A 17,577-nucleotide genomic window follows, 5' to 3' on the forward strand; every position below is an offset into this window, starting at 1 on the left:
AACTTAAATGCCGTGTTTCACGTGCGCAGGTTCCGCTCGAGTCGGCGGATAACCGCAAGCGGTTATGCACCCTACGGACCGAGGCTCCGATGCGGGTTTCCCCGTAGGGCGCATAACGCTGAACGCGTTACCCGCCGTTTTCACGCCTGCCCCCGCCACCAGGACAGCGCGGCTAGGCCATCCTGGATTTTCTGTTCCTGCTGCGCAAGCTGCAGCTGCCACTGGCCGACCTTGGCCTCGATCACCTGGGTCAGCACCTTCTCGCTGCGCATCGCGGCCAGCAGCTCGCCCTGGATGCGCGCCAGGGTCTGTTCGGCCACTTCCAGCTCGCGGCGCTGCAGCTGCAGCATCTTGTGCAGGGTGACCTTGTATTGCTGCTGGTTGTGCCGCTGCAGCGGCGTGCTGGTGGCCACGCTGAAGCCGCACAGGCGGTCCAGGCCGGTGATGTTGTTGCGGTAGCGCTGGCAGAGGGTCTGCTGGTAATTCACCCGCCCGAGCAGCTGGCGGACCTTGCCGCCGCGCACGTCGGCAAGGCGCCCGAGCATCTCGATCTGCGCCTTCATCAGCGACCGCCGACGATGCTTTGCAGGGTGGCGATGCTGTTGCCCAGCTCCGCCCCGTCGGCCGTTTCCTGGCGCAGGTAGCGCTCCAGCATGGGCGCCAGCTGCACCGCGCGGTCGGTCTTCACGTCCATGCCCGGCGTGTAGCCGCCCAGCGGGATCAGCTCCTTGATGCGCTCATAGGTGCCGCTGAATTCCTTGAACTGCCGCGCGGCGGCCAGATGTGCGGGCTCCGCCACCTGGCTCATGCAGCGGCTGACCGAGGCGCCGATGTCGATGGCCGGGTAATGACCGACGTCCGCCAGCCGGCGCGACAGCACGATGTGCCCGTCGAGGATGGCGCGGGCGCAGTCGACGATCGGGTCCTGGTGGTCGTCGCCCTCGGCCAGCACGGTGTAGATGGCGCTCAGGCTGCCGGTCTCGCCTTCGCCGTTGCCGGCGCTTTCCACCAGCTCCGGGAGCATGCCGAATACTGACGGCGGATAGCCCTTGGTGGCCGGCGGCTCGCCCAGGGCCAGGGCGATCTCGCGCTGGGCCATGGCGTAGCGGGTCAGGGAATCCACCAGCAGCAGCACGTCCTTGCCCTGGTCGCGGAAATAGGCGGCGATGCTGTGGCATAGCTCGGTGGCCTTCAGCCGCATCAGCGGCGACTCGTTGGCCGGGGCCACCACCACGACCGCCTTCTGCAGGCCTTCCGGGCCGAGGGAATGCAGGATGAATTCCTGCACCTCGCGGCCGCGCTCGCCAATCAGCCCGACCACCACCACGTCGGCCTTGGTTTGCCGGGTGATCATGCCCAGCAACACGCTCTTGCCCACACCGCTGCCGGCGAACAGGCCCACGCGCTGGCCCTTGCCCAGGGTCAGCAGGCCATTGATGGCACGCACGCCAACGTCCAGCGGCTCGGACACCGGACGCCGGCGCAGCGGGTTCACCTGCGGCAGCTCAGTGGGCAGCGGGTGGCGGCCGGCGAGCTTGCCGAGGCCGTCCAGCGGTTCGCCGAGGCCGTTGACCACGCGCCCCAGCCAGGAATGATCGATGTGCAGCACGGCTTCGTCCGGCGCCGGGAAGACCCGCGAGCCTGAGGTCAGGCCGACGGGCTTCTTGAAAGGCATGAGGTAGGTGATGTCACGGTTGAAGCCGACTACCTGCGCCTCCAGGCGCTCGCCGTCGGCGACTTCCACGTAGCAGCGCTGGCCGGTCATGCGCCGGCAGCCCAGGCTTTCCAGCAACAGGCCGGACACCCGCACCAGGCGACCGCTGACCCGCGCCAACTGTACCGAGTCCAGCGAGCGCAGCGCCTCTTCGAGCTTGAAGCCGTCGCCCAGGGCCATCTCAGTCTTCGTCCTGCAGGTGCGCGCTCAGGGCGTCCATGCAGCTGTCCAGGCGCTGCTGGCAGCCGATGTCGGCTTCGGCCTGTGCGGTGACGACGCGGCACTCGCCCAGCGCCAGGCGCTCGTCCGGCACCAGTCGCCACTTGGCGGCGCGCTCGGGGTTCAGCTCGCGGATGCGCGCGCATTCCTCCGGATTGAGCAGGATCTGCACGTCGCCCAGTTCGCCCGGCATTGCGGCCAGCGCTTCCTCGGCCAGTGTCAGCAGTTGCGTGGGGTTGAGCGTCAGCTCGACGCGGATGACCTGTTTCGCGACCTTCTGCACCAGTTCCAGCAGCTCCTTCTGGCGCGCGCGCTGGAACGCCTGGTGGTAGTCGCTGAAGGCGTCGACGGCGGCCTGCAGGGGAGCGCTGGCTTCATCGAATGCCTGGCGGCCGGCGGCGCGGCCTTCCTCGCGCCCCTTGCGCAGCCCATCCTGGCGACCGGCTTCGAAGCCTTCGCGCAGGCCGGCTTCACGGCCTTCGCCGACGCCGTCCTGGTAGCCGCGCTCCAGGCCTTCCTGGAAGCCTTCGGAGATGGCGCGTTGGCGGGCGGCCGGGTCGCTGTCCCAGCCATGGCTGTCGCCGCTGGCGGTGGCGCAGCGCGGCGGGAAGCGGTAGGGGCGCCAGGCGCGGCTGTCGGCCTTGATGACTTTGATCGCCATGGCCGGTTACTCCACCGTCTGCTCGCGGAACAGCTGCACCTGCAGGTCGCCCTCGGCGGCCAGCTCGCGCACCACGCCCATGATGTCCTTGCGCACCTGCTCCACGCGGCTCAGCGGCACCGGGCCCTGGCGGCGGTTGATGGATTCCATCTGCTGCATCTGGCGCTTCGGCATGGCGCCCTGGATGGCGCGCACCAGCTCGGGCTCGGCGCCCTTGAGGGCAACCACCCACTCGTCCAGCGGGATGACTTCCAGCAAGGTCTGCAGCACTTCCTGGTTCTGCCGGGAGAGGATGAAGAAGTCGTACATCTCGTCCTCGATCTTCTCCACCAGCGAATCGTTGTGCGCGCGCAGCAGCTCGAACATCTGGTTACGGTCGCCCTTGAAGCGGTTCATGATGTCCGCCGCCTGCTTCACCCCGCGCACTTGCGAGCCCTGGGTGGAGAGCACGCGCAGGCTGCGGTCGATCAGTTGCTCAAGCTCCGCGATGACGTCGCTGTTCACCTCGCTCAGATTGGCGATGCGGAACAGCAGCTCGTCCTGGCGCTCGGCGGGCATCGCCTCGAGCACGTCGGTGGCCATGCCCGGCGGCAGGAAGGCGAGGAACACCGCCTGCATCTGCGCGTGCTCCTTGGCGATCAGCGCGGCGAACTGCTTGGGGTCGATCCACTCCATGCGCGCCATCTTGGCGCGGATTTCCTCGCCATAGATGCTGTCCAGCAGGTTGCGCGTGATGTCGCTGCCCAGCGCCTTGCCGAGCATGCCGGCGAGGTAGGAACGCGACGCGCCCTTGATGCTGGACTGCAGCTTGTAGTCGTCGAAGAACCGTCCGATGACGTCGGAGACGGTGTTCTGCTTGACGTTGGACAGCCGCGCCATCGCCTGGCTGATGCTGACGATCTCCTCGCGGCTGAAGTTGCGCAGGATGCCCGCGGAGGCTTCGTCGCCCATGCTCAGCATGAGGATCGCGGCCTGTTCCAGGGAGCTCACGGCGCGCATCTGCGGGCCGCGCTTTTTCGTTTCTTCAGGCAGGCTCGTGTCGGTCATTGCGGCCAATCCAGTGCTTGATCACTTCCGAGACCCGTTCCGGGTCGTTCTTCGCCAGCATTTGCAGATGCTCGATCTGGTGTTCCAGGCCCGAGCCCGGCGCCGGCAGGCGGATTTCCGAGAGCGGGTTCAGCTCGCCGAGCACGTTGAGCCCGCCGACGCTTTCACTGCCCAGCGCCAGGCGCCGCTCGGCGTCCAGCGCCAGCGGGTACTCGCTGCTGCCCTCGGGCAGTGCGCTGGCGGTGGCCGACGGCTGCGCGCGCTGGGTCAGGCTACGCACTGCCGGGCGCACGCCGAACAGCAGGAACAGCAGCGCGATCAGGCCGAGCACGGTGTAGCGCACCAGCGACTGCAGGGCACTGCTCTCCCACCAGCTGGCGGAGGACTCTTCCACCGCCGTGGCGGCGAAGGGGAACACGCTGACGGTGATCAGGTCGCCGCGCTGGGCGTTGAAGCCCACGGCGCTCTTCACCATGGTCTCCAGGTCGGCGCGGGCCTTGTCGGTCCAGCCACCCTCGGGCGCGGTCGCGGCGTTGATCACCACCGCGACGCTTTGCTGGCGCAGGGCGAAGGCCGGGTACTTGATGTGGGTGACGCTCTGGTCGAAATCGTTCTGCCGGGTGGTTTCCTGGCGCGTCGAGGTGGCGCCCTTGTTGTCCGTGCTGGCGACCTTGCCGTTGCCCGGCGGGGTCGGGTTCTGTGCGTTGGCCTGGCCTTGCGGCGGCTGAGGCGGCGCCTCCGGCGGACGGTTGCTCAGCGAGCCGGGCACGCCGAGGGCGAGCTGGTCCAGCGTGCTCTCGTTGCGCAGCACTTCGTTGCGCAGGCGCGGCGACTCACCGTAGGTCTGCTGGGTTTCTTCCTTCTGGCTGAAGTCGATGTCGGCGGAGACGCTGATGCGGTAGTTGCCCAGGCCCAGTACCGGCGCCAGGACTTCCTCGACATTGCCCACCGCCTTGCGCTGGTATTCGTCCACCGCCTGCCAGTTCTGCGAGGGACCGCCGGCGCCATTGATGCCGCGCGAGAGCAGCACGCCGTTCTGGTCCACCACGCTGACGTCTTCGGGCTTGAGCTGCGGCACGCTGCCGGCCATCAGGTTGACGATGGCGCCGACCTGTTCCGGGCTCAGCCGCTGGCCGGGCGCCAGTTGCAGCAGCACCGAGGCCTTGGCCGGATCGCGGCGGCCGACCACGAAGGAATTGCTGTCCTCGCGGGCAACGTGCACGCGCGCCTGCTCGATGCCCTTCAGGCCCATGATGGTGCGGGCCAGCTCGCCTTCCAGGCTGCGCTTCAAGCGCACGTCCTGGAGGAAGTGGCTGGTGCCCAGCGGCTCGTCCTTGTCGAACAGCTCATAGCCGGCCGGCATGGAGACCTTCACGCCCTTGGCCGCGAGCAGCATGCGGGCGCGCGCCAGGTCTTCCTCGCGCACCAGCACCTGGCCGCTCTGCGGGTGCAGGCGGTAGTCGAAGGATTCGGCGTCGAGCACCTGCATCACATCGGCGGCCGGGTAGGCTTCGCCGGTGCCGTACAGGGGGCGGTAGGCGCCCTGGTCGCGCCATAGGTAGAAGACCACCGCCGCCGCCAGCAGCGCGGCGCCCAGGGCGATGCCGAGCAACCCCAGGCGCGGGTCGAGCTTGAATTTGGCGAGCGGCAGGCGCTCTTTCAGGTTCTGCAGCACGGCTGATCCTTAGAGCGGCATGCGGATGATTTCGTCGAAGGCGCCGGTGAGCTTGTTGCGCACCTGCAGCAGCGCCGAGAACGACACGCCGGCCTTCTGGCTCTGGATCATGGCGCCGACCAGGTCGTCGCTCTTGCCGCTGTCGACGGCGGCCATGGCGTCGCTGGCCTTGTGCTGCTCGACGTCCACCGAGCGCAGCGCCTGCTCGAAGCTGGCGCCGATGCCCTGGGTCGGCGCATTGCCGGAAAGCTGCGCGGCGGGCTGGATGGCAGGGCCACTCGCCAGTTCCGCATAACGGTTCATCCGCTCCAGCATGTCCTGCTGGACCCGCATGATCGAACTCATGGAAGGTCTCCCCCGGGAAACGAAATCAGAACTGCACCTGCACGCCCTGCTCGCGCATCGCGTTGAGCCGGTAGCGCAGCGCGCGGGTAGTCATGCCCAGGCTTTCGGCGGCCTTGGTCTTGTGCCCGCCGAAGCGGCGGATGGTGTCGATCACGTGCTGGTACTCGGCGAGCTTGCCGCTGGCGCGCAGCGCGGCGCGGCCGCTTTCGGCAGCCAGCGGGAGGACCGCGGCGACGGTGGCCAAAGGGACTTCCGGCGCGGCCAGCCCCAGGTCGCGGGGCTGGATGAACAGGCCGTTGCGCAGTACCAGGGCGCGCTGCAGGGTGTTCTCCAGCTCGCGCACGTTGCCCGGCCAGTCGTGTTGCAACAGCGCGCGGCCGGCGGCCTCGGTGAGCAGGTCGTGCTCGGCGTCCTGCGGCGCGTACTGGCGAATGAAGCGGCGCGCCAGCGGCAGCACGTCTTCCTTGCGCTCGCGCAGCGGCGAGATGTGCAGTGGCAGCACGTCGAGGCGGAACATCAGGTCGGCGCGGAAGCGGCCCTCGGCGACTTCCAGCTGCAGGTTGCGGTTGGTGGCGGCGATGATGCGCACGTCCAGCTCGATCTCGCGGCGTCCGCCCAGGCGCTCCACGCGTTGCTCCTGCAGCACGCGCAGCAACTTGGCCTGCAGGGCCAGCGGCAGTTCGCCGATTTCGTCCAGCAGCAGGGTGCCGCCGTTGGCCAGTTCGAACTTGCCCGGCTGGACATTCACCGCGCCGGTGAAGGCGCCGCGTTCATGGCCGAAGAGGATGGATTCGAGCATCGCCTCGGGGATCGCCGCACAGTTCACCGCGATGAAGGGCGCGTCCGGGGTGGCGATGCCATGGATGTAGCGGGCCAGCAGCTCCTTGCCGGTGCCTGTTTCGCCGGTGACCAGGATCGGCGCGCGAGTCTGCGCCACACGCTGGGCCATGGCCAGCAGGCGGCGGCCGGCCTGGGAGCGGGAGACGAACAGGTCCTGGGCGGCGCTGGAGGCTTCCTGTCGACGCAGCAGCGCGGCGAGCTGGCCGGCGCCGAAGGGGGAGAGCAGGTAGTCGACGCAGCCCAGGTCGAGCAGGGTGGCTGCCTTGTCCTGTTCGTCATAGCCGACGATGGGCACCAGGTCGCGCTCGCTGCCATCGCTGAGCAGGGCGCCGACCTGGGCATAGAGATCGGGTGCGGGGAACGCGCCGGCGAGGACGAACAGCAGCGCGGCATCGCTGCGTGCACGGGCCAGTTCGGCGAAGCTTGCGAAGCGCTCGACACGGCAGCCTTCGGCCAACAGTGCCTGTAAAAGGAGAGCGTGAGCGGCGTCCGAGGATGGCCCGATGATCGCAACTTTCTTCTGCGCAGGCGGCTCTTCGAGCAGCGTTTCACATAACTGGTCGATCGACTGGCTTAAACTGGTCACCGCAACTTTCCATTCGCTAGTGCGTTCTACGCCAGTCAGTCGTTCAATCGCGAGCGTGCCTCGAATTATTTGTCGAGAACTGCGGAACTCATTTCTGCCCTGGGCGTCTCACGGGGGCATTGCAACAACTTCGTCATCTATTGAAGTGCAGCAACCTGTAACTAACCCGCCCACACTAGCAAGTGCCAGTACTTCGCCATAGCTTCCCGCTGATTAATTAAGCTCAATAGACAAAAAGTTCCGTCAAAAACAGCATTTGATATCTATTGATTTAATCAGGCGATGCCGCGTCGCTATCATTGCGCCATGTCAGCAGCCCGTAGCGCTTGAATCACGGGGCTCGACGAACCACAGAGCATGCCGCGCGCAAAGATCGGCCGATCTCCTCGGTCGTGACACCATTGGTGTCCCTGGGCAGATGGCAGATCGAACCCTGAAGTACGACGCTGAGCATGACTGGCAAACAAAAAGTCCACCATGGCGTGCCCGCCGATAGTCTGATTCGACTCAAGCCACAGAAACTTGGCCGGCATTATCACAAGATCCCGCAATACATCAAAGAGGTCTCCGGAAAGTATCCGAGGATCATCAGTGATTATTTCCTGCGGCATTATCGAATCAATCTAGAACTGGATGGCCTGATTGTTCACGAGGAACTTCCCCGTGATCTGGAATGCCTGTTCGATTCTCCGCTGGGCAAGTTCGGTTTCACCATGGACCGCGCCCTGCTCACCGAAGTCATCGAGTGTTATTACGGCGGCAAGGTTGTCGCCAATCGCGATACGCCGCCGATCAGCAGCTCCGAGCAGCGCATGCTCGACCGCCTCGGTCTCGACGTGGTGGACCTGTTCGGCCGCGCCCTGCTGGCCGGCGAGTCGGTCGGCCGCCTGCAGCAGATCGACCCCACCTACGAAGAAGTGCAGTGGGAGTACGTCGCCGAGTTCGTCTATGTCAGCCACCTGACCGGCGAACGCTCCTCGCTCTACCTCTACCTGGACAACCCGCTGGCGGACGAGCTCACCCGTCGGCTCGCCGGTCCGCCGTCGCCGCGTCTCTCCGGTAACCCGGTGGCGCACATCAAGCACCTGCCGCTGCGCCTGGACTGCGTGGTCGCCGCCGCGCGCATGCCGCTCTCGCAGGTGCTCGCCCTGGAACCGGGCGACGTACTGATGATCCGTCCCCTGGAACGCGTCGACGTGCGCGTCAACCAGCAGAAGCTGTTCCGCGGCGCCATCTTCGAAGACGACGGCACCCTGTTCCTCTCCTCCCTGGAAAGCGTGAAAAACCCATGACCGGTTCTCTCTCCGACTCCGAGTTCGAGTCGCTGATCAACGACGGCGACCTCAGCCTGACCCAGGACGCCTCCGACATCCCCGCCGAAGCCATGCGCGCGCCGCTGCCGCAGCAGGACCTGAGCTTCTTCGGCAAGATCCCGGTGAACGTCACCCTGGAAGTCGCCTCGGTGGAGATTTCCCTGAAGGAACTGATGGATGTCGACGCCAATAGCGTGATCATCCTCGACAAGCTCGCCGGCGAGCCGCTGGACGTGAAGGTCAACGGCGCGCTGTTCGCCAAGGCCGAGGTGGTCGTCATGAACGGCAACTACGGCCTGCGCGTGCTCGAACTGTGCGGCGCCGGCCTCGACGCCCTGACTGCGTGATGCTCAGCCGCGTCCTGGCCGCGATTGGCCTTCTCACCCTGCTGCTCTGCCCGCTCCATGTGCAGGCGGCCGGCGGCGAGGTCACGCTGTTCAATCTCCACGACACGGCGGACGGCCAGGCCTTCAGCGTCAAGCTGCAGATCCTCATCGTCATGACACTGCTGGGCTTCCTCCCGGCGATGCTCATGCTGATGACCTGCTTCACCCGCTTCGTCATCGTGCTGGCGATCCTGCGCCAGGCCATCGGCCTGCAGCAGAGCCCGCCGAACAACGTGCTGGTGGGTATCGCCCTGATCATGACGCTGCTGGTGATGCGCCCGGTCTGGCAGGACATCTACGCCAACGCCTACCAGCCCTTCGAGGCCGACCAGATCAGCCTGGAAGACGGCCTGGGCCACGCCAAGCAGACGCTGAGCCGCTTCATGCTCGCGCAGACCAATCGTACCTCGCTGGAAACCATGGTCTCGCTCGCCGGTGAAACCCTGCCGGAGAAACTGGAAGACCTGGACTTCTCCCTGCTGCTGCCGTCCTTCGTGCTCAGCGAGCTGAAGACCGCGTTCCAGCTGGGCTTCATGATTTTCATCCCGTTCCTGGTGATCGACCTGGTGGTGGCGAGCGTGCTGATGGCAATGGGCATGATGATGCTCTCGCCAATGATGATCTCGCTGCCGTTCAAGCTGATGATCTTTGTGCTGGTGGACGGCTGGGCCCTGATGATGGGCACGCTGACCAGCAGCGTGCAGCCGTTCTAGCGGCCTTTCGGAGAACACCATGCTCACCCCGGAAAGCGCCGTCGATATCGTCTCCAACGCCGTGCACATCACCGCGCTGATCGTCTGCGTGCTGATCCTGCCGAGCCTGGTCGGCGGCCTGCTGATCAGCATTTTCCAGGCGGCCACGCAGATCAACGAACAGATGCTCAGCTTCCTGCCGCGCCTGCTGATCACCCTGGGGATGCTGGTGTTCGCCGGGCACTGGATCCTGCGCACCCTCTCCGAACTGTTCATCCAGTCGTTCGAGCAGGCGGGCCGGCTGGTCGGCTGACGCCATGCAGCACGGCACATCCATCCTCCAGGCCTTCGACTACCTGCAAACGCTGCAGGCCTGGTGGTGGCCCTTCTGCCGGATCATGGCGGTGTTCGGCCTGGCGCCGATCTTCAGCCACAAGGCGATCCCCATGCGCCTGCGCATCCTCCTGGGTCTCGCGCTGACCGTCGCCCTGGGCGCCGCGCTGCCGCGTCCGCCGGCCATCGACCCGCTGTCCGCGCAGGGCCTGCTGGTGGCGCTGGAGCAGATCGCCTTCGGCCTGATGCTGGGGCTCTCGCTGATGCTGGTGTTCACCGTGTTCACCCTGGTGGGCGACGTGATCTCCACCCAGCTCGGCCTGAGCATGGCGGTGTACAACGACCCCATGAACGGCGTGTCGTCGTCCTCGATCCTCTACCAGCTGTACTTCATCCTGCTGGTGTTCCTGTTCCTCTCCATCGACGGGCACCTGCTGGTGGTGAGCATCCTCTACCAGAGTTTCATCTACTGGCCGGTGGGCAGCGGCCTGCACTACCTGGGGCTGGAGTCGGTGGTGGGCAGCCTCGCCTGGGTCTTCGCCGCCGCCGTGCTGATCACCCTGCCGGTGGTGTTCTGCATGACCCTGGTGCAGTTCTGCTTCGGCTTGCTCAACCGCATTTCGCCAGCGCTCAACCTGTTCTCCCTGGGCTTCCCCATGGCGGTGCTGGCGGGGCTGATGTGCATCTGGCTGACCCTGCCGGATATCCCCGAAAACTACCTCAAGCTCACCCGCCAGCTGCTCGATGCAATCGGCGTGATCTTCCGCGAGGGGCGCCATGGCTGACCAGCACAGCGCCCAGGAAAAAACGGAAGAGGCCTCCCAGCAGAAGCTCAAGAAGAGCCGCAAGGACGGCCAGGTCAGCCGCTCCAAGGACCTCTCCACCACGCTTTCGCTGCTGGGCACCTTGATTGCCCTGAAGGTCTGCGTGCTGCATTTCTACGACGGGCTGAAGGAAGGCTTCGCGCTGTCCTTCATCGATTTGCGGCACAGCGAGATCGGCCTGGACGACCTGCCGCTGGTACTCGGCCATCACATCGTGCTGTTCATCACCACGCTGCTGCCGCTGCTGGTCACGCCGTTGCTGGTGGTGCTGTTCTCGATGATTCCCGGCGGCTGGATCTTTTCCAGCAAGAACTTCATGCCCAAGCTGTCCAAACTCAATCCGATCACCGGCCTGGGCCGCATCTTCTCGATGCAGAACTGGACGGAGCTGGCCAAGTCGCTGCTGAAGATCGCGGTGCTGATCGCTGTCGCCCTGTACCAGCTGCACGCCGCGCTTCCCGGTCTGCTGGCATTGCAGCGCGGCGACGTGCAGGGCTCGATTGGCGCGGCCTTCGGTACTTTCTACGACATCACCCTGTCGCTGCTGGTGGTGTTCATCCTGTTCTCGCTGATCGACATCCCGATCCAGTACTTCTTCTTCAAGAAGAAGCTGCGCATGACCAAGCAGGAGCGCAAGGAGGAGCACAAGAATCAGGAAGGCCGCCCCGAGGTGAAGGCTCGCATCCGCCAGTTGCAGCGCCAGCTGGTGCAACGGCAGATCAACAAGGTGATCAAGACCGCCGACGTGGTGATCGTGAACCCGGTGCACTTTGCCGTGGCGCTGCGCTACGACCCGAAGAAGGCGCAGGCGCCCTACGTGGTCGCCAAGGGCCTGGACGAGACCGCGCTGTACATCCGCAAGATGGCCAAGGCCCATGACCTGGAAGTACTCGAACTGCCGCCGCTGGCCCGCGCCATCTACGCCACCACCCAGGTGAATCAGCAGATTCCGGCGCAGCTGTACAAGGCCGTGGCCCACGTTCTGACCTACATCCTCCAGCTCAAGGCCTGGCGCTCCGGGCGCCGCGAACGCCCCGAGCTGATCAGGAACATCCCTATCCCCGAAGAACTGCTGAACAGAGTCTGACCATGCGCTTACTGCAGTCACTATTGCCGACCTTCCAGAGCGGCCGCATCGGCATCCCGCTGATCATCCTGTCGATCCTCTCGATGATCATCCTGCCCCTGCCGCCGCTGGTACTGGACGCCCTGTTCACCTTCAACATCGTCGTGGCGATCCTGGTGCTGCTGGTCAGCGTGTCGTCGAAGAGTCCGCTGGATTTTTCCTTGCTGCCCACCGTGGTACTGGTCACCACGCTGCTGCGCCTGACCCTGAACGTCGCCTCCACCCGCGTGGTGCTGCTCGACGGCCACACCGGCACGGGCGCGGCGGGCAAGGTGATCGAAGCGTTCGGCCACGTGGTGATCGGCGGCAACTTCATCGTCGGCCTGATCGTCTTCGTGATCCTGATGATCATCAACTTCATGGTCATCACCAAGGGCGGCGAGCGGATCTCCGAGGTGACCGCGCGCTTCACCCTGGACGCGCTGCCCGGCAAGCAGATGGCCATCGACGCCGACCTCAACGCCGGCCTGATCGACCAGAACGAGGCCAAGCGCCGCCGTTCGGAGGTGGCCAAGGAAGCCGACTTCTATGGCGCGATGGACGGCGCCTCGAAGTTCGTCCGCGGCGATGCCATCGCCGGCATCCTGATCCTGCTGATCAACTTGTTCGGCGGCCTGGCCATCGGCGTGTTCCTCTACGACCTGCCGGCGGCCCAGGCCTTCCAGCGCTACGCCCTGCTGACCATCGGCGACGGCCTGGTGGCGCAGATCCCGGCGCTGCTGCTGTCCACCGCGGCGGCGATCATCGTCACGCGGGTCAACGAGTCGGCGGAAATCACCAGCCTGGTGCGCAAGCAGATGCTGGCCTCGCCGTCGCTGCTCTACACCGTCGCCGGCATCCTGGTGGTGCTCGGCCTGGTGCCGGGCATGCCGCATATCGCCTTCTTCGCCTTTGCCGCGCTGGTGGCCTTCATCGCCTGGCGCCTGTCGCTGGCTGGCCCGCCCATCGAGGCGCAGACGCTGGAGCAGACCCAGGCACTGACGCAGGCGATGGACCAGGAGCGCGCGCAGCAACTGGGCTGGGAGGACATTCCGCTGGTTGAGCGGCTGTCGATCTCGCTGGGCTACAAGCTGGTCAGCCTGGTCAACGAGGCCAGCGGCGCACCGCTGCCGCAGCGTATTCGCGGGGTGCGCCAGACGCTCTCGGAGAACCTCGGCTTCCTCCTGCCGGAAGTGCAGATCCGTGACAGCCTGCGCCTGAAGGCCTCGCAGTACGCCATCCACATCAACGGTGAGCGCATCGACGGCGCGGAAATCCACGCCGACCGGCTGATGGCGATTCCCTCACCGGAGCTCTACGGCGAGATCGACGGCATCCTCGGCGTCGACCCGGCGTACCGCATGCAGGTGGTGTGGATCCTGCCGGCGGACAAGTCCCGCGCGCTGAACCTGGGCTACCAGGTGATCGACTGCGCCAGCGTAGTCGCCACGCACCTGAACAAGGTGGTGCGCGAGCACCTGCCGGACATCTTCAAGCACGACGACGTCGAGCACCTGATGCAGCGCCTGACCCTGCAGGCGCCCAAGCTGGCCGAATCGCTGAAGGCGCAGCTGACCTACTCGCAGCAGCACCGGGTGTTCCGCCAGCTGCTGCAGGAAGAAGTGCCGCTGAAGGACATCGTCACCATCGCCAGCGCCCTGCTCGAAGGCGGCGAGACCACCAAGGACCCCGTGCTGCTGGCCTCCGACGTGCGCTACGCGCTGCGCCGCAGCATCGTTTCCTCGATTGCCGGCGACCGCACGGAGCTGACCGTGTTCGTGCTGGAGAACGCACTGGAGAACACCCTGCTCGGTGCCCTGAGCATCGCCCAGCAGGCTGGTCCGGTGAGCCTGGACAACATTCCGGTGGAACCCAGCCTGCTCAACCAGCTGCAGCACAGCATGCCGGTGGTGAAGGAGAAACTGCGCAAGGAAGGCCACCCGCCGATCCTTACCGTGATGCCGCAGCTGCGACCGCTGCTCGCTCGTTATGCAAGAGTATTCAGCCCGGGGCTGCACGTGCTGTCGCAGAACGAGATTCCGGAGCGGGTAGGGGTGCAGATTCTGGGGACGCTGGGGTGATGGACCTTTCGAAACGGGTATTTTTCTGAGAGCTCGGCGCGAAGGCTTCCCCTCACCCTCACCCTCTCCCGGAGGGAGAGGGGACTGTATCGTGCAGGCTGATGCTCTCGCGCTCGCCGGCTAACGTCGAAACCACCGCAAAACGCCGATCGGCCCCCTCTCCCTCTGAGCGGGGCGCGCAGCCAGGGTTGGGGTGAGGGCCAGCCCGAGCGGCGAGCTATCCCGCCTGCCGATCCCTCACGACAACCGCGCCCGCCCCAGCAAACTGCGGTTGAAACTCACCGACATCGAGGTCACCAGCTCGGTGAACGCCGCACTCGGCCGGTCCAGCTTGAAGCCCTGCTCGAAGCGCCCGTACTTGGCGTCCTTCTTCGACCACTGGCAGATGGCGGTGATGTCGACGGGGCGGGTGTGATCCTCGCGCACCGGGATTTCCAGGCGCATGTCGTAGCAGCTGCCCGGCGCCAGCGGCTCCTCGGTCACCAGCCGCAAGCCGCCCATCGAGACATCGAGGACCTCCCCCATGGAGTCGCCGCTCAGGCGGTTGATCACGTTGATCTGGCCAATATGGCGGAAGGTCAGTCGGCGGTGCTTGCGCATGGCGGCCTCTTGTAGGGAGCGGGCTCTGGGATGGGCTCTTGAGTGGAAATAACGCGCGCGCATCCTAGCAGCGCCAGGGGCTCAAGCAATCTCAAAAGCTATCAACTGGCCAGTATTCGGCGGCAAATCGCACCACCTTCCATCGCCCGACCCGCCGCTGCGAGGGTGCAGCGGATAATCTGCAACTTGCGCTGCGTGATTGCGCAGAGTGCTGCGACTTTGCACACACCCTTTCGCTCCACCCCACGGCGCACGGGCCTTCCAGGCTGGCATGCAACATGCCTTGGTCTTCTTGAAAGCTGCCTGGTAAGCCTGGGCGGCCGCATCGCCGTGTTGGGAATTTGCATTGGAGATCTGCATTGGAGGGAGAAATGGACCCGCTAAAACTGCTGCTGGACAGGGGCCTGCTGCTGTCCGACAGCCTGACGTCCCAGGGACGCTTCATCGAGGTTTCCGCCGAGCAGACCGACCAGCTCGGCTATCCGCCGGGATCGCTGGACGGACAGGGCATCGAGCAGGTCTACACCGCTGAGTCGGTCAATGCACTGCATCAGCTGTTCGCCAGCCCGCCGGCCGACGAGCGCGTGCAGGACCTGGAGCTGACCCTGATCCGCCACAACGGCGGCCTGCTGCCGGTGCTCGCCAGCGGCGTGCTGCAATGGCGCGACGGCGAGCCCGCGCGCCTGCACCTGGTGAAGATGCCGCTAGGGCCGATCAGCCGCCGCCTGGGCGAGCTGCAGAGCGCCAACGAGGTGATGAGCCAGATGCTCTTCAGCGCGCGGGTGGCCTATTGGTGTATCGAGTTCGCCGAGTCGGTGGACGTGCGTGAAACGCCCGACGAGATCGTCCGCCAGGTGTTCGAGAACCGCTCCTACTGGCGCATGTGCAACCGCGCCATGGCCAACATCTACGAGATGCCCGCCGACGTCGACTTCAGCGAGCAGCCGGTGCGCCTGTACTGGCCGCGCAGCCCGGCCAACGAGGAATTCGTGCGCCGCCTGATCGAGGCGGAGTTCCACGTCGACGGCGCGCTGTCGGTGGACCGCCGCCACGACGGCTCGCCGGCCTACGTGGAAAACGACGTGCGCGCCAGCATCCACAACGGCCGCATGCTGCGCATGTGGGGCAGCCTGCGCGACGTCAGCCAGGAGCTGCGCATGCAGCACGACGCCGAGCAGCGCATCGAGGCACTGCGCCGGGTGTTCGACGCGGTGCCCGACGCCGTGCTGGTGATCGACGAGCAGGCCCAGCCGCAGTGGCGCAACGCGGCCTTCGAGCAGACCTTCGGCATCACCCGCGCCGCCGGCCTGGCCTCGACCCTGAACCGCCTGCCGCTGCCCGAGCGCACCTGGCAGCTGCTCGACCTGCCGGACCAGTTCGGCAACTACCTGTCCTTCAACAGTCATTGCTCGCGCATCCTCATCCGCGAGGGCGTGGCCTGGCGCGTCTTCGTGCTGCGCCAGGCGAACGCCGCGACGGAGCTGCATCCATGAGCGAGGAAGGTTTCTTCGCGCCCCCGCGCATGGGCATGCGCTCCTCGATCAGCGCCTCCGGGGAGATGCTCTCCGCGCTGCTGGAGACCCCGGCGCTGCACGCGCTGCTGGACAGCTTCAGCGAGGCGGTGATCGTCTGCGATGGCGACTCGCGGGTGCGCTTCATCAACCTCGCGGCCGAGCGGGTCAACCGCGTCACCCGTGTCGATGTGCTGGGCCTGACGGATGCCGACTTCTTTCAGCGCTCGGCCCTGCAGTTCGACGACTTCCTGCAGGTCCTGCGACGCGGCGGCAAGAGTGCGCTGACCCGCTCCCGCGATGGCCGGGTGTTTCTCACTCGCGCCCAGGCGGTGCCCACCGGCGCCTATGAAAAGCCCTACAGTCTGCTGATCCAGCGTGAGTACGAGGCGGGCACCGCCAGCAGCCCGCGCAGCCCGTCCGGACGCGCCTCGACCGCCGACCTGCCAGGCCTGGGCGATCCGCAGGACAACGCGCTGCACATGTCGCCGCTGCTGTCTTCGATCGCCGACATGGGCGTGCGCGCCTTCCGCCGCCGCGCGCGCCTGTTGCTGCTCGGCGAGCCCGGCGTGGGGAAGACCGCCATCGCCCGACACATCCACCGCGCCGCCGGCTGGGGCGACCGGCCCTTCATCGACGTGAACTGCGCGAGCATCCCGGAGACCCTGTTCGAGTCGGAGATGTTCGGCTACGAGCGCGGCGCCTTCACCGGCGCGCTGCAATCGGGCAAGCGCGGCTACATCGAGAGTGCCTCGGGCGGCACGCTGTTCCTTGACGAGATCGGCGAGATTCCGCTGCAGGTGCAGGCCAAGCTGCTCAAGTTCCTTGAGGACGGCACCATCCAGCCGGTGGGCTCGCCGCTGTCCAAGCAGGTCCAGGTGCAGGTGATCGCCGCCACCAACAAGGACCTGCGCGCCCTGGTGGCTGCCGGCGAATTCCGCGCCGACCTCTACTACCGCCTGGCCGTGCTGCCGGTGGAAATCCCGCCGCTGCGCGCCCACCGCGATGACCTGCCGGTGCTGATGGACATCCTCCTGGCGCGCATCAACCGCGACCGCCAGCCGCCGCTGCGGCTGTCCTCGGCCTGCCGCGAGCGCCTGCTGGGTTACGACTTCCCCGGCAATATCCGCGAGCTGGTGAACATTTTCGAGCGCTTGGCCGTGCTGGCCGACGACGTGGCCGAAGAACTGCACCTGCCGTCGGAATTGCTCGGTGCTCCCGTTGCCGGCAGCCCGATCGCCGCCGACGAACCGGCCGCGGCCATCGACGACCAGCCGCTCAAGGCCCAGGTACAGCGCTACGAGCGCCAGGTGATCCTGCGCGCGGTGCGCCTGTGCGGCAGCAAGCGCAAGGCGGCGATCCACCTGGGCATCGACGTCGGCACGCTGATCCGCAAGCTGCAGCGCGACGAGTGAGCGCTGCCCCTTCCCGGCGCGCGTAGGAGCAACTGTCTTTTGGGCTCCCGCGTTCGCGGGAGTGACGTTTCATGCACTGCCGCTCTATACATGTCTTCCTCGCGAACGCGGGGACCCAGAAGACAACGTAGGAGCGGACTCCGTCCGCGATAGGTTCGCATCGCGCCGGATACCATCGCGGACAGAGTCCGCTCCTACGCAAATCCCATCCACGGCATGCATCCGCGGGA

Annotated in this window: 17 protein-coding genes; 9 read left to right on the forward strand and 8 right to left on the reverse strand. The window is 66.2% G+C overall.

Going from position 1 to position 17,577, the window contains the following annotated elements:
* Nucleotides 1–140 precede the first annotated feature (140 nt).
* From GA645_RS01160 to GA645_RS01190, 7 genes are read right to left on the reverse strand one after another with little or no spacing between them, the layout of a single operon-like run.
* A complete protein-coding gene (locus GA645_RS01160; protein WP_152219171.1) occupies nt 141–563 on the reverse strand; it encodes a flagellar FliJ family protein in 423 nt (140 codons plus the stop codon).
* Complete coding sequence (gene fliI, locus GA645_RS01165; RefSeq protein WP_152219172.1) at nt 563–1,894, reverse strand: flagellar protein export ATPase FliI; 1,332 nt, start codon at nt 1,892–1,894, stop codon at nt 563–565. Before fliI ends, GA645_RS01160 begins: the two co-directional genes overlap by 1 nt.
* Before the next feature lies 1 nt (nt 1,895).
* Entirely contained in the window at nt 1,896–2,594 is a 699-nt protein-coding gene (fliH, locus tag GA645_RS01170) for a flagellar assembly protein FliH (protein WP_152219174.1), read from the reverse strand.
* A 6-nt stretch (nt 2,595–2,600) separates the two neighbouring features.
* A complete protein-coding gene (locus GA645_RS01175) occupies nt 2,601–3,641 on the reverse strand; it encodes a FliG C-terminal domain-containing protein (RefSeq protein ID WP_152219176.1) in 1,041 nt (346 codons plus the stop codon).
* A complete protein-coding gene (fliF, locus tag GA645_RS01180; protein WP_152219177.1) occupies nt 3,619–5,316 on the reverse strand; it encodes a flagellar basal-body MS-ring/collar protein FliF in 1,698 nt (565 codons plus the stop codon). Before fliF ends, GA645_RS01175 begins: the two co-directional genes overlap by 23 nt.
* Before the next feature lie 9 nt (nt 5,317–5,325).
* Nucleotides 5,326–5,661, reverse strand: a complete 336-nt coding sequence (locus tag GA645_RS01185; protein WP_152219178.1) for a flagellar hook-basal body complex protein FliE — start codon at nt 5,659–5,661, stop codon at nt 5,326–5,328.
* Nucleotides 5,662–5,686: 25 nt separating this feature from the next.
* Nucleotides 5,687–7,066, reverse strand: a complete 1,380-nt coding sequence (locus tag GA645_RS01190; RefSeq protein ID WP_178119603.1) for a sigma-54 dependent transcriptional regulator — start codon at nt 7,064–7,066, stop codon at nt 5,687–5,689.
* A gap of 473 nt (nt 7,067–7,539) precedes the next feature.
* Between GA645_RS01190 and GA645_RS01195 the strand changes: the two genes are divergently transcribed.
* The 7 genes from GA645_RS01195 to GA645_RS01225 are packed head-to-tail and all read left to right on the forward strand — an operon-like array spanning nt 7,540 to nt 13,821.
* Nucleotides 7,540–8,379 (forward strand): flagellar motor switch protein FliM, encoded by an 840-nt coding sequence (locus GA645_RS01195; protein ID WP_152219180.1) that lies wholly within the window; start codon nt 7,540–7,542, stop codon nt 8,377–8,379.
* Complete coding sequence (locus tag GA645_RS01200) at nt 8,376–8,747, forward strand: flagellar motor switch protein FliN (RefSeq protein WP_152219181.1); 372 nt, start codon at nt 8,376–8,378, stop codon at nt 8,745–8,747. The genes GA645_RS01195 and GA645_RS01200 overlap by 4 nt, the downstream gene beginning before the upstream one ends.
* A complete protein-coding gene (gene fliP, locus GA645_RS01205; protein ID WP_152219182.1) occupies nt 8,747–9,499 on the forward strand; it encodes a flagellar type III secretion system pore protein FliP in 753 nt (250 codons plus the stop codon). Before GA645_RS01200 ends, fliP begins: the two co-directional genes overlap by 1 nt.
* Nucleotides 9,500–9,518: 19 nt before the next feature.
* Entirely contained in the window at nt 9,519–9,791 is a 273-nt protein-coding gene (locus GA645_RS01210; protein ID WP_152219183.1) for a flagellar biosynthetic protein FliQ, read from the forward strand.
* Between the two features lie 4 nt (nt 9,792–9,795).
* Complete coding sequence (fliR, locus tag GA645_RS01215; RefSeq protein WP_152219184.1) at nt 9,796–10,596, forward strand: flagellar biosynthetic protein FliR; 801 nt, start codon at nt 9,796–9,798, stop codon at nt 10,594–10,596.
* The gene (flhB, locus tag GA645_RS01220; RefSeq protein ID WP_152219186.1) at nt 10,589–11,722 is read left to right on the forward strand and encodes a flagellar biosynthesis protein FlhB; all 1,134 of its coding nucleotides are present in this window, start codon (nt 10,589–10,591) and stop codon (nt 11,720–11,722) included. The genes fliR and flhB overlap by 8 nt, the downstream gene beginning before the upstream one ends.
* Before the next feature lie 2 nt (nt 11,723–11,724).
* Nucleotides 11,725–13,821, forward strand: a complete 2,097-nt coding sequence (locus tag GA645_RS01225) for a flagellar biosynthesis protein FlhA (protein WP_152219188.1) — start codon at nt 11,725–11,727, stop codon at nt 13,819–13,821.
* A gap of 237 nt (nt 13,822–14,058) precedes the next feature.
* Here the strand turns inward: GA645_RS01225 and GA645_RS01230 are convergent, their stop codons facing one another.
* A complete protein-coding gene (locus tag GA645_RS01230) occupies nt 14,059–14,421 on the reverse strand; it encodes a PilZ domain-containing protein (protein WP_152219190.1) in 363 nt (120 codons plus the stop codon).
* A gap of 371 nt (nt 14,422–14,792) precedes the next feature.
* On the opposite strand from GA645_RS01230, the gene GA645_RS01235 reads away from it, so the two are divergent.
* Nucleotides 14,793–15,914, forward strand: coding sequence for a PAS domain-containing protein (locus GA645_RS01235; RefSeq protein ID WP_152219192.1), 1,122 nt, complete (start codon nt 14,793–14,795; stop codon nt 15,912–15,914).
* Entirely contained in the window at nt 15,911–17,347 is a 1,437-nt protein-coding gene (locus GA645_RS01240; protein ID WP_152219193.1) for a sigma-54-dependent Fis family transcriptional regulator, read from the forward strand. The genes GA645_RS01235 and GA645_RS01240 overlap by 4 nt, the downstream gene beginning before the upstream one ends.
* Nucleotides 17,348–17,577 lie beyond the last annotated feature (230 nt).

This window comes from Pseudomonas sp. SCB32, from assembly GCF_009189165.1.
Lineage (GTDB): Bacteria > Pseudomonadota > Gammaproteobacteria > Pseudomonadales > Pseudomonadaceae > Pseudomonas.

Coding starts and splice junctions, on each gene's coding strand:
- GA645_RS01160 (WP_152219171.1), bottom strand. CDS start 563: ATGAAGGCGCAGATCGAGATGCTCGGGCGCCTTGCCGACGTGCGCGGC.
- fliI (WP_152219172.1), bottom strand. CDS start 1,894: ATGGCCCTGGGCGACGGCTTCAAGCTCGAAGAGGCGCTGCGCTCGCTG.
- fliH (WP_152219174.1), bottom strand. CDS start 2,594: ATGGCGATCAAAGTCATCAAGGCCGACAGCCGCGCCTGGCGCCCCTAC.
- GA645_RS01175 (WP_152219176.1), bottom strand. CDS start 3,641: ATGACCGACACGAGCCTGCCTGAAGAAACGAAAAAGCGCGGCCCGCAG.
- GA645_RS01185 (WP_152219178.1), bottom strand. CDS start 5,661: ATGAGTTCGATCATGCGGGTCCAGCAGGACATGCTGGAGCGGATGAAC.
- GA645_RS01195 (WP_152219180.1), top strand. CDS start 7,540: ATGACTGGCAAACAAAAAGTCCACCATGGCGTGCCCGCCGATAGTCTG.
- GA645_RS01200 (WP_152219181.1), top strand. CDS start 8,376: ATGACCGGTTCTCTCTCCGACTCCGAGTTCGAGTCGCTGATCAACGAC.
- fliP (WP_152219182.1), top strand. CDS start 8,747: ATGCTCAGCCGCGTCCTGGCCGCGATTGGCCTTCTCACCCTGCTGCTC.
- GA645_RS01210 (WP_152219183.1), top strand. CDS start 9,519: ATGCTCACCCCGGAAAGCGCCGTCGATATCGTCTCCAACGCCGTGCAC.
- fliR (WP_152219184.1), top strand. CDS start 9,796: ATGCAGCACGGCACATCCATCCTCCAGGCCTTCGACTACCTGCAAACG.
- flhB (WP_152219186.1), top strand. CDS start 10,589: ATGGCTGACCAGCACAGCGCCCAGGAAAAAACGGAAGAGGCCTCCCAG.
- GA645_RS01225 (WP_152219188.1), top strand. CDS start 11,725: ATGCGCTTACTGCAGTCACTATTGCCGACCTTCCAGAGCGGCCGCATC.
- GA645_RS01230 (WP_152219190.1), bottom strand. CDS start 14,421: ATGCGCAAGCACCGCCGACTGACCTTCCGCCATATTGGCCAGATCAAC.
- GA645_RS01235 (WP_152219192.1), top strand. CDS start 14,793: ATGGACCCGCTAAAACTGCTGCTGGACAGGGGCCTGCTGCTGTCCGAC.
- GA645_RS01240 (WP_152219193.1), top strand. CDS start 15,911: ATGAGCGAGGAAGGTTTCTTCGCGCCCCCGCGCATGGGCATGCGCTCC.